This is a genomic window from Pseudomonas sp. GW821-FHT03A09, from assembly GCF_059421065.1.
Window position 1 is genome coordinate 1 of the sequence record NZ_JBWKUX010000027.1, and the last position, 11,795, is coordinate 11,795.

Genomic DNA, 11,795 nt, shown 5'->3' on the forward strand with positions numbered 1-11,795 from the left:
ATCAGCTGTCACCGGTAGAGTTTGAAAAGCGTTACGCAATGAGCTTGCAAGGTGTCTAGAGAATCCGGGGCGATTCACTTCTGATAACGGTAACAATGTTAATAGAGGGAGTTCGGGAGGTACGTATGTCAGACAGAATGACGGCAATCGAAGAACTAAGGTTGCTGCAAGAAATTATCACCCGACACGAACAACACGAATTCCGAGTCAAAGGTTGGCTGTTCGCTATTATGGCGGGATTTACGGCAGCCATTTTCTCACTGCATTTAGTTCCAGACAGAAAACTGGAATATGCCGTCTTGTTACTAATCGCGGCATTCACCCTATGGTTGGCTTATCATCGAATGTTTGTTGTTTTTGCCATGGATCGTGTAAAAATCATTGAATATCATCTTAGGGAACAAAACATGTGGCTGTATGACGGCCCAAAAATTTGCGAATCGTTGGCTTATACAGAATGGAAGTCACAGCTTAAAACCTTCACCAGACAGTTTTTCTCACGCGACGTCCAAGCGCCCTTAATATTAGCCATCTCATGTCTTTACCTTGGGCTTAACTACGCACCCGCCGGCGCTACACCAGCCCCACCTATCGATCGCCCAACAACCGTATATGTGCCTCCTGTACCTCCCACCCCATCTCCAACCGATGCCATTGCTGGATTTTCTTTCGCACTTTGTGCGCTTTTAATGATCTTAGGCGCAATACTGGTATTGTTTGGGCGTGGACGACTCACTAAATCAGTAGGTGCTTTAGCGCTCTTAGGCTCTATGGGTTTTCACTTCGAGCTAATCAAGGACCTCGAATTTAACGTCGACAGTCTTTTTCCGAAAATCGAGGTCTTGATAGATAATAAAATCAAAGATTTTGATTTAACCCCAAAGTATCTGGGCAAAGTCGACCATTTCAAAACCGGGTTCTCAACCATTGACTTGGATGGGTTTGGCAGCGAGCAAAAACTTGAAGACGCTAGGCGAGACCTAAAGCAAATTTGTGAGAAGTGGCGCAGCCGAATCAGCAAAGGTAAAGGACTCATTCTAATCGTCGGATCAACCGACCGATTGCAACTTGCAGGTGCCGCTCGTCTCAGATATGAAGCGAACGCAGGTTTAGCGCGCGCCCGCGCTGAGGGAGTGAGATTATATCTTCACGACAATTGCTGGCCCACCAAAACAGAAAACTTTGATGAGTTAAGCGACGTTCTAATACTCGTGTCGGGTCCACGAAGTACTCCTTTAATTGACAAAAAAATCAACTCATCATTGATATCAACAGGATTTCCGGAAGACCGACGTGTTGATGTTTATTTGCTCTCCGGCGGACCCACTCCGCCCCAACCATAACCGTCACCAAGGAGTATTTACGCCAAGACAAGAATAAGTCTGCACCCATTCGGACATGGCACTGCACTTTCAAGACGGAGGGAAGTCGTTCTGATGCTGGGCATACGGGGCCAAAGGGCCTATTTGCCCTTCTATGCATTATTGCATTATTCCGCTTAAAGCAACTCAGCTAGGCTCACCACGAAGCCACGCTGTCACATTCGATGGCCTGAATATGTGCCTAAGGTAGTGAGCGATCCTACTTAGGATGCTTTTCGCCCAGAGCTGACTGAGTTAAAGGATCGCTGGTATTCGTAGGATGCCAAAGGCGTGAAGCAGTTGAACACATTGTCCGTTATGGGTCGACCTCTGCCGGTCATTGGGTTTGGACAGTTGCCAGCGCGAGACTTGGTTCCACAGTCTCGGTGCGGTCCCTGTATGTGTGTGGAGGAGCGCAAGCAAGACAAAGAATAGACACCCCACATATACATGTTATAGCCCCGCGATGTGGGGTGTCAAAGCATGGCCTTATTGCTCTTTTACGGCTGCGCGGAAGAGCAATGGAATATCTGGAAGCTCTTGGGCAAACTCTGAGAGAAATTAGAGTAGACGCCGGACTTAAACGGGAGGACTGTTCGAGGGCGCTGGGTCGCGAGTATCTCGCCAGCGTAGAGCGAGGCCGTCAAAGCATTTCGATCGCAAAGTTTCGGTCCCTTTGCGACTGCTTAGGCGTTACGCCGAGCATCGTACTTTTTACGGTAGAGGCCCGGTTGGCATCGTTGAGTTTAGGGGACTATCAGGCCAAACAACGCAGCGAGCTCGATGAATATCTCAAGACAGGGAGGCTACGCAGCGAATTCAGTGCCGGCGCGATTCAAGGCGTACGAGGGAAACGTGCTGAGAACAATCGCAATGCCATTCAAAAACTCCAATCCGAGGGGCTCAGCAAAATAGAGGTATCTCGCAAGCTCGGTGTTGGAACGACAACAGTGGACCGACATTGGCGCAAAACGAACTAATCGCCCCTAGTTCGTAGACACATCCAAGCCTTTGAATGAGGCCCATTAGAAGGTGTCATGAGCAACCAGCATTATCCTGAAAAATTCAAAATCCAGGCGGTCAAATCAAAGGCAGTTCGTTGCTGTTTCCATGGGCTCGTAAAGGTCGACCCATTAGCAATATGGCCATGTTAATGACCTTGCGACGCATGGACCAAAAGGACCTGGATGATGGAGGTAAGGGCTGGCGCGATAGCAATGACAGAGTCATTACTGCTCACGGGTTTCGCAACACATTCAAGGACTGGGCTGCGGAATGTACACCCCATGCACGCGAGGTCTGCGAGATGGCTTTGGCTCACGTTGTCGCTAGCGGTGCTGAGGCGGCCTATTGGCGAAGTGACTTATTGGAAAAACGCCGTGTATTGATGGCTGATTGGGCCGACTTTGTGACATGCAACGTAAATGGGTCTGCCATTCTTTAGTAAACATGGCGCCGACGCGGATGGTTCTCGAAAGGCGTCAGCTGCATGGGTAACGGAATGAATGCCGGTTGCAGCGCCGTGCTTTTCTGCACTTGCACCCGAATCCATTTATGTACGAGGTTTGCATTGAGGCTATGGCTGAGTACGACGCTGGCAATCGAAGCACCGGGCTGTGCACACTCTTGAATGAATTGGGCTTTGAAGGACTTGGAATAGGAACGGCGTGTTGGCTGCATGAAATACCCGTTTAAAAGGCTAGAACTGGTGCCCACTTAAATTTAAGTGCACACCATGTCTTGGCTTTGCGGGGCTGGGTAGATGACTTGGCCGTACGGTTACGCTAATCGCTTGTCCGCGTCGCACTGTAAAATAGGCAACATACACACCAGTTGCTCCTATCGTAAAATGGTCAGAGGTGAAGATTGAAAGGTCTCCTTGATCGATTCAGCTAACCTCGCTCGATTTGGCCTGTCGGACTTTTTTCATATAAATATCCAACAATCGACGCTTTTCCTCCGACAGGGCCATCAAGTCCGCCTGAGCGGCCTCGCGGGACAGCAGACCCAGGGGTTGCGCGACGAATAGCCAGTTCATCACATGAAAAATCGCCCCCCAACCGTGCAACGAATTGCCCTCTACATCAATGCGTCGGGGCGTACGCAGGGCAAACGAGGCTTTGAAGTCCTGATAGCTGGCTGGCAATGTTGAACCCGCCACATCACGCCAAAACTCATTGTCTCGTCGTGGGCAATCGTAGTGCATTCGCAAGAAGTCCCGGATCTCGCTCCAGCATTGGGCATTGGCCGCATTGAAACCATCGATCACCGTATCCAGAATAACGCCCTGGCCCTCTACAAGGACCCGTTCGAAGTTCCTCAGTTGCTCCAACATTTGCCCAATCGACGTGGCCTCCAACGGCTCCACAAACCCCGAAGCCAAGCCCAAGGCCAGAATATTGCCTATCCACACCTGTTCGAAATGCCCAGGCTCGAAACGCAAGGTGCGAATCGGCTCGATGGCATGCCCAACCTTGGCTTCAATTTCCTGCACCGCGCGGTCGGGGTCCATGTGGGCGCTGCTGAACACATAGCCGGCCCCTACCCGCTCGATCAGCGGAATCTGCCACATCCAGCCGGCGTCCATGGCAATCGCCCGGGTGACCAGCGCGGGGTTCTTGTTTGGGTGAGGCATGTGGAAGGGAATGGCACTGTCCATCAACAAATAGTCTTTGAACGAGCGCCACTTTGCGCCCTTGGTCTTGCCAACCCCCAGCCGCGCAAAGCCCGAAGCATCAATCATCAATTCCAGATCGATGCTTTGCCTGGAGCCATCGATGTCAGCCACCTGCAGGTTTTTGACCACCCCCTGATCATCACGCATCACCGTTTCGACCTTGCCCTGTTGGTGTACCACCCCTCGGGAGATCGCGACCTGCTTGAGAAATTCGGCCACCCGATAACTGTCGAAGTGCAATGACATCGCCAGGCCCGACTCCCCCTTGATCAGGAATTCGACCATTTGTGCCTGGGAGACATTTCCGGTGATGGCTTCATACCCCCGGTTGTAGCCCAGCACACCTTTATCCAGGCCGTAATTCTGGTGAATCAGCGCAGTGATCAGCGGGTAACCTCCATATTCAGACCAGGCCAGCTCCTCGACCTTGGGGTCGGCAAACAAATGGTAGAACTTGTCCTGTTCACCACCGCCACGCCAACCCTCATAACAAAAACCCAGCTTGAACGCGGCACCTGTTTCACGCATGAAGTCACTGACCGCAATATTATTGCGGTTCAAGGCATCGATCAGATTGATCAGGCCACCCTCGCCCACCCCGACAATGCCAATATCCGGCGACTCAATCACCCGCACCTCTACGTTGGGAGCAAATACTCGGCGCAACGACAACGCGGCAAACCAACCTGCCGTGCCTCCCCCGACGATGACCACGCGACGGATGTTTCGTAGATTCAACATACCGGTTTCCTTAGTTTTTCGGTGCCTGAAAAAAGGGGCGAATCATCGCCCCTTTTTATCCCTCTCTTAGTTGTAGACCTGTTTGAGCCTTAGACCACGGTCAGTTGATGGTTGGCCAACAACGTCGCCAAGTCAGTATGGACGTTTTGCAACGTGGCAATCGTGGTCGGATCGTAGGCAGTGCCTGCGCCGTCACGGTCAATGCTGACCACGGTGTTCGCCCCGCTCTGAGTCACCTGCAAGAAGCTGCCGATATTGCCCGCACTGGCATTAATGGTCGCCACGTTGTTGATGTAGCTGGCGCTGCCATCACCGGTGTAGCCCACCAACAATGCATGCACGTCCAGACGCTGCGTGCCGGCGGTGCCTTCCCAGGTACCGACCTTGAAGCCATTGACGATGTCGCTGCCGTTACCACCGGTACCGTCGGCGCTTGCCCCAGCCAGCACGTTATAGAGCAACGTGTCATGGCCACCGTGGGTGAGGTTGAACGTGTCGTTACCTCCACGCCCTTCAAACTGGTTGTCCGCCTGGCTGTCGGTGAATGTGTCATTACCCGAGCCGCCGGCGATGCCCTCGATGTTGTTGAAGGACGCAGTGTTGTAACCAGTGTTCTGTATACCGGTGTTGCTCAGGTCAATCGTCAACGCTGTGCTGCCGGCCAGTTTGTAGTCGACGATGTCCAAACCACCCGTGTTGCTCCAGGCTTGTACCCCGGACACCGTCGTCGTACCGCCACCGCCGTTGTAGGCGCTGGTACCGGTCTGGGCGAAGAAGGTGTCGTTGTAGCCGGTACCGATGATATCGCCGCCGCCGGTGGCAAGACCGGAGTAAGCGTTGACATCCGAGGCACCGCTGGTGCCGCTGGCCGCGGTCAAGACATAAGCGTGGTTGGCAGCGCCCGCGCTCAGCCCAGCCCACGTGCTGTTGACATTCTCTATGACGTTCAGCGTGCCACCACCATTGGCACCGGTGGTGTCCGAAGCCACCCCGCCTACATCACTGGAAACCCCGTTGACATTCTTCAGCAATACCACGCTGTAGGTCTGGCTCGCGCTCAGGCCGTAGAAGTCGACGATCCCGGTGCTGTCGTTGGTCTGGTTGCCGGACTGCGCGTTGATCACCTGGCTGGCGACCACTTTGCCGGTGGAATCCACCAACTGCACCGTGTTGCCGTAGTAGGCGTTGATGCCGTTGGCATCAACAATCCGCACGTGCAAGCTGGTGCCCGCCGCAACAACCGTCGGGTTGTGTACATAGGTGGTCACACCGTTGGTGGTGAACACCAGCAAGTCCTGGGCACCGTCCCAATCCAGGTCGAGACCAATGACCCCCGTCACCGAACCACCCGCTCCGTTACCAAAGGTCGCGCCAGTACCGCTGCCGAAAGCTCCGCTGGCCAACAATTGCGTGGTGGCAAACGACGGCGTGGTGCTGGTGCTGTTGTTGGTGTACAGGTTCACCGTACCGGTGGCGCCGTACTGCGGCAGCTCGATGACGTCCATCTTGCCGTCGCCATTCCAGTCCATTGCCAGGGACGGGCCACCGACCAGGGTGTCCCCCATGGAGTAGGTGTTGGTCGCCGTGCCGATCCCTGTCGTCGTCGCATTGGTGGCACTCAGGTGCCCTGCTCCGTCGTTGAAGAAGATCATGCTGGTGGCGATTGAAGCGCTATTGGTCACGCCCAGGAACAGGTCCATGAACCCGTCGCCGTTGAAGTCCGCCCAGGTCATGGACGGTGCCTGAGAGATGATGCTTTCCTGGTTGTAAAACACACCGTTGACAATCTGGGTGCTGGCCAGAAGCCCGTTGCCGCTGTTGGTCACCACCACCAGGCGGCTACTATCAATGGAGGTCAGTGTGCCGACTTTGTTGGTGTTCACACTGCCGTGATAAACGATGTCCACAGTACCGTCGTTGTTGATGTCGATGCCCGAAATTTCTTTGTCTGGCGTCGAGTTGTTGGTATTGGTGGCTACCGGAGTAACAGCCGCTGTGGGGGACGAGACATAGTTGCTGTCCTTGACAAAACCATTGATGGTGCCGTTCTGGTTGACCACAAAACTTGAGTCATAACCGCCTTGCGCGTTTTCATCGTCCGGCGTGTTATCGCCGTAGACCACGTCGACAAAACCATCACCATTTTTGTCGTAAGCCGCCACACCGCCGTACCAGGCATAGGCGTTGGCCCCCGGGTTGTTGATAGTGCCATTGGCAGTGTTGTTCGCCGCACTGTCCACCAACCCGACCTGGAACGGTGTATACGTCGTGCCATTGAATGTCCAGCCCTGCTGGCCGTCGGCATACACCGAGTCCTCGCCCAGCAAGTCCATGTGGCCATCGCGGTTGTAGTCCGTAAAGGTCACGTTCTGCGTCAGGTTGTTGCCGTACAGGGTATTGCTCGACGTCAAACTGGTAGACGAGTAGTTGCCCAAGGTCGAACTGTTGCTACCGATACCGTTGAAGATGATCTGGTTACTGAAGATCATCCATTGGCCGCTCTCGCCCAAGGCCACCGCTGTGCCTTTGTTGTCGCCGGAACCAGCGCCTCCGAAGGTCACGGTCGGGGCTGGCGTCACCGACAATTCGTTATGGGAAATGTCCTGGGACGCCACCGAACCATCAGTGTTGAGCACCACCGCCGAGACGTCGTAAGTACCGGTGGCCAAGCCCGCTGGCACCTGTACATACCAGGTGTTATTCAACGGGTCGACCACCACCGCGCCGTTCGCCGAGCTGTAGGTCACGTCACCGATGGTCACTTCCATATGCGCGCCGTTGGTCAAGGCATACGGAATCGTACCGCTGACAATCGGCGTGGTGTCGGTGGTAGTCTGTGAGGTGACCCCCACGACCGAGTTAAGGTTGTTCGACGAAGAGACCAGCAGTTGATCGTTGGCCAGCAAGGTCGGTAGATCGGTCACTACACCGCTCAACGTCACCAGGGTATGGCCAGCACCAAAATTCCCGGTACCGGTCAAGTCCACGCTGACGGTGGTGTTAGTGCCGTCGTTGCTCACTTGCAGGTAATTGTTCAACCCCTGGGAAGCGTAATCGAGCACGAACTTGCCGCTGATGGTGTCCTTGAACACATAGGCGGTGCCTGTGTAGGACGCCAGCAGGTTGGTCAGGTCGAGCACGTCTGCCGCCGCAACAGTCGTTACATTACCCACGGTAAACCCGGTGACCGTGTCGGTGCCGTTACCACCGGTTGCATCTGTGCTGTTAAGCAAGGTGTACAACACGCTGGCATGACCGCCGCCCGTCACGGTGAAGCTGTCGTTACCATCACGCCCCTGGAACACGTTGTTCACACCGGCAGTGGTGCTCGCGATGAACGTGTCGTTGCCTGCGCTACCGTACAGCCCTTCGATATTGGAGAAGGTCGCAGTGTTGAAACCGGTGTTCTGTGCCGTGGTGGTATTGAGGTTGACTGTCACGCCTGTGGCGCCGGCCAGCTTGAAGTCGACGATATCCTCGCTGGTGGTGGCGCTCCAGACTGGCGTGCCGAAGCGCGCATTGGCCCAACCACCACTACCGTTATAACTATCAGTACCTGCTGTGGCGAAGAAGGTATCGTTATAACCAGTACCGACAAATACACCGTTGGCATTGTTGCTAGCGGATTCAGCCGACAGCACATAGTTGCTGGTCGCTGCACCAGCCACCAGGCCGGTCCAACTGGCGTTGACGTTCTCGATGGTATTACCACCCAGGCTCGCCAGGCCACCAACATCCGAAGAAATGCCGTTGACACTGCGTACCAATACAGCGGTGTATATGTCGGACGCATTCAAGCCATAGAAGTTGACCAGGCCGGAGCTGTCGTTGGTACCCAGGCCCGATTGGGCGTTGAGGATCTGCGAGCTGACCAGTACACCTTTGCTGTTGTACAACTGCACAGTGTTGCCGAAGAGTACGTTAAGCCCGGTGGCGTCGACGATGCGCAAGTGCAGACTAGTACCGCCTGCCACGGTGTTGGTGTTCTGTACAAACACTGTGGCGCCCGAAGAGTTGTAAACCAGCAGGTCTACCGAACCGTCCCAGTTGTAGTCGACCGCTTCCGCACCGTTAATGGTGTTGTAGGTGGTGGTCCCCGTCACCGAAACCCCTGCGGCGAAGGTACCACCGCCCAGGTTTTGATAGAGCGTTGGCGAAGCCGCCACACCGTAGGTCGGCAGTTCGATCACATCCATCTTGCCATCGTGGTTCCAGTCCACCGCCACCGAGGCTCCACCGTTGAGGGTGTCGCTGAAGTAAGTGGCTGTACCGCCGGTAGTACCGGCGCTGGTGCCAAAACCGCCGCTGCCGTTGTTCCAGTAGATACGGCTGGCGGTGCTGTCCGCCGTGTTGCCAGCATTGCGCCCGGTGTTCAGGTACAGGTCCATGTAACCGTCGCCGTTGAAGTCACCCCAGGTCATGGACACCGGCACATTGGTGTTACCAACGTATGGCGTAGCAAAAACGCCGGCAACCGTCGCCAGGGTAAAGGTGTTGGTGGTCGACTGGTCGTTCTTGAACGTAGTCAGGGCGTAGTTGCCGTTGGCATTGGTGTGCTCGACGATGTCGACGGTGCCGTTGTTTTCCAGGTCGACCCCGGACACTTCCGCATAGCCGTCAATCGTTGTCGCGACTCCGGTAGGCCGCCCTTCACCGCTGGTGGCCGTACCGTTCATGAACGTCAGCGTGCCGTTGGTGTTGGTGACAAACGTCAGGGAGTTACCGTAGTTATCACCCATGGCAAAGTCCAGGTAACCATCGCCTGTCTTGTCGTATGCCGCCACACCACCGTAGTACAGCGAGTTACCGGTCAGCGTATTGCGGGTGTAAGTAGTACCGTTGGTGGTGCTCCAGAAATCCTGGTTACCTGCATCCGTGGTCACCGAAACGATCCCGGCATAGCCCGTCCGGGCAAAGTCGGCAAACGTCGCCCCCACTGCCCAACGCCCGCCACCTGGCAGGGCAATCTGGGTATAGCCAGTCAAACTGGTGCTGTTGTAGACCGAGGCTCCACCGCCCCCCGGTGTAGTCTGGAAGAACGACCACAAGCCATTGGTACCCAGTGTCGCCGTGGCGCCACCGGTTTCGTACTGTGCAAACGTATCGCCCCATGTAGTGAGGGCACTGCTGGCATTGTCCGTACCCACCACACTGACATCGGTGACGCTGCTCAGTTTAGTCCGGTTACCGGCTGCATCTACTTGCATGAAAGCCAAGTGGTAAGTACCGGTGGCCAAGCCGGTGGCGCTGATCGACCAACTGCCATCAGCCGCGGCTACCGCTGTCCCCAGAACGCTGTCGATGCCTTCGGAGTACACACCATCGTTGTTGACGTCGTTGATCAATACTACCGTTGCACCCGCCTCAGCCTTACGACTGTTGGCACTGGTGAAGGTCAAAGAGGTATTGGTGGTGATGCTATCGCCTAACACCCCGCTGTCGTAGGCACTGGTCAAGATCGGCGCCAGCAAGCTCTGGATCGGTGCCGTTACGTCGACCGTCACCAGTTGCGAGGCAGTGGCCGCAGCCATGTTGCCGACACTATCAACGGCACGCAGTTGGTAAGTCGCAGCCGCCGTACGTTGAACGGTATCGAGGTAGCTCCAAGTGTGTGTCGTATTGCTGAAGGTAACGTTGTTCCAGGTCACCCCACCATCGGCGCTGATTTGCAGGAACTCACCCGACGCTGCCAATGTACCGGCGTAGGTGCCCGACACGGTAAGTGTGCTGTCACGGGTGGTGAAGTCACTGCTGAGCGCGCTGTTGGTGGTGCTGGCCGTGCCCGTAGCCAGACCGGCTGCGGTATCGGTGGAAATAGCCGTCAGCGCAATCGCCGTCACGGCAGGCAGCGTAATGTCGACCGAGAGGGTAAAGGCATTCGAGGCTGTACCCTCGTTACCCGCCACGTCGGTCACCTTGGCGGTGTAGGTGTGGGTACTGGCGTCAAGCAGGCCGCTGATCCCGGCGAAAGTCCAAGTGGTGCCGGTGACCGTTGCATTACCCAACAAGGTGCTGCCATCGTAGATGCGCACCACATCGGTGGCACCCAGGGCCGCCGACAAGGTGCCGTTGAGCACCGGTGTGGTGTCATCGCTGGTCGTCCCAGAAGCATAGTTACCCTGATTCAAACCGACGTTGTCAGTGTAGGTAACAATCGTCGCGACCTGGGTCGGAGGTGTGGTGTCGATGGTCAGGGTGAAGTTCGCCGATGACGTACCTTCGTTACCCGCACTGTCCGCAACCACCGCGTGGAAGTTGTGGGTGGTGCCGTCCACCAAGCCCGTGTCGCCGCTGAACGTCCAGTTATTGCCAGTGACCGTCGCATTGCCCAATAAAGTGCTGCCATCGTAGATGCGCACCACTTCGCCCGTCACTAACGTACCAGTGAAGGTGCCGTTGAGCACTGGGGCGGTGTCGTCAGTGGTGGTGCCACTCGCGAAAGTGCCCTGGATTGTGCCGACATCATCGACGAAGTTACTGATTACAGTGGTTTGCGTCGGTGCTGTGGTGTCCACGGTCAGGCTGAAGGTGTTGGAAGCCAACCCTTCGTTACCCGCCGCATCCGCCAGTTTGGCCACGTAGCTGTGAAGACCTTCAGTGGCGCCAGTCACCTGGAAGCTCCAGGTGCTGCCGGTCACGGTGGCGGTACCCAACAGCGTGCTGCCCTCGTAGATCCGCACGATATCACCGGTTGCCAGGCCGGCCACGGTACCCGTCAACAACGGCGTGGTGTCGTTGGTACTGGTGCCGCTGGCGAAGCTGCCGGTTTGTGGGGCGACGTCATCGGTGTAGGCCATGATCGCCACGGCGTAACCGGTGGCCGCACTCGGTGCCGTGGTGTCCACGGTCAGACTGAAAGTGTTGGAGCTCAACTCTACGTTACCCGCCGCGTCCGCCAATGTGGCCACGTAGCTGTGAGCACCTTCGGTGGCGCCAGTGACCTGGAAGCTCCAGGTGTTGCCGGTCACCGTGGCGGTACCCAACAGGGTGCTGCCCTCGTAGATCCGTACCACATC

Annotated in this window: 5 protein-coding genes; 2 read left to right on the forward strand and 3 right to left on the reverse strand. The window is 55.9% G+C overall.

The genetic code is table 11. The annotated features are described in order from the left end of the window. Window positions 1-125 precede the first annotated feature (125 nt). Entirely contained in the window at window positions 126-1,343 is a 1,218-nt protein-coding gene (locus AC07V4_RS26830) for a hypothetical protein (RefSeq protein ID WP_492638748.1), read from the forward strand. Between the two features lie 539 nt (window positions 1,344-1,882). Further along, window positions 1,883-2,341: a helix-turn-helix domain-containing protein gene (locus tag AC07V4_RS26835; protein ID WP_492638749.1), complete on the forward strand. Its 459-nt coding sequence runs from the start codon at window positions 1,883-1,885 to the stop codon at window positions 2,339-2,341. A 460-nt stretch (window positions 2,342-2,801) separates the two neighbouring features. On the opposite strand, the gene AC07V4_RS26840 is transcribed toward AC07V4_RS26835, so the two are convergent. The 3 genes from AC07V4_RS26840 to AC07V4_RS26850 all read right to left on the reverse strand — a co-directional run bounded on the left by AC07V4_RS26840 (window position 2,802) and on the right by AC07V4_RS26850 (window position 11,762). Beyond that, the gene (locus tag AC07V4_RS26840; RefSeq protein WP_492638750.1) at window positions 2,802-3,041 is read right to left on the reverse strand and encodes a transposase; all 240 of its coding nucleotides are present in this window, start codon (window positions 3,039-3,041) and stop codon (window positions 2,802-2,804) included. 208 nt (window positions 3,042-3,249) lie between these two features. Then, a complete protein-coding gene (locus AC07V4_RS26845) occupies window positions 3,250-4,779 on the reverse strand; it encodes a tryptophan halogenase family protein (RefSeq protein ID WP_492638751.1) in 1,530 nt (509 codons plus the stop codon). 89 nt (window positions 4,780-4,868) lie between these two features. Further along, window positions 4,869-11,762 (reverse strand): Ig-like domain-containing protein, encoded by a 6,894-nt coding sequence (locus tag AC07V4_RS26850; RefSeq protein ID WP_493076214.1) that lies wholly within the window; start codon window positions 11,760-11,762, stop codon window positions 4,869-4,871. Window positions 11,763-11,795: the final 33 nt, after the last annotated feature.

Excerpts from the sequence above, each read along its gene's own strand:
- AC07V4_RS26830 (WP_492638748.1), top strand. The coding sequence starts at position 126 with ATGTCAGACAGAATGACGGCAATCGAAGAACTAAGGTTGCTGCAAGAA.
- AC07V4_RS26835 (WP_492638749.1), top strand. The coding sequence starts at position 1,883 with ATGGAATATCTGGAAGCTCTTGGGCAAACTCTGAGAGAAATTAGAGTA.
- AC07V4_RS26840 (WP_492638750.1), bottom strand. The coding sequence starts at position 3,041 with ATGCAGCCAACACGCCGTTCCTATTCCAAGTCCTTCAAAGCCCAATTC.
- AC07V4_RS26845 (WP_492638751.1), bottom strand. The coding sequence starts at position 4,779 with ATGTTGAATCTACGAAACATCCGTCGCGTGGTCATCGTCGGGGGAGGC.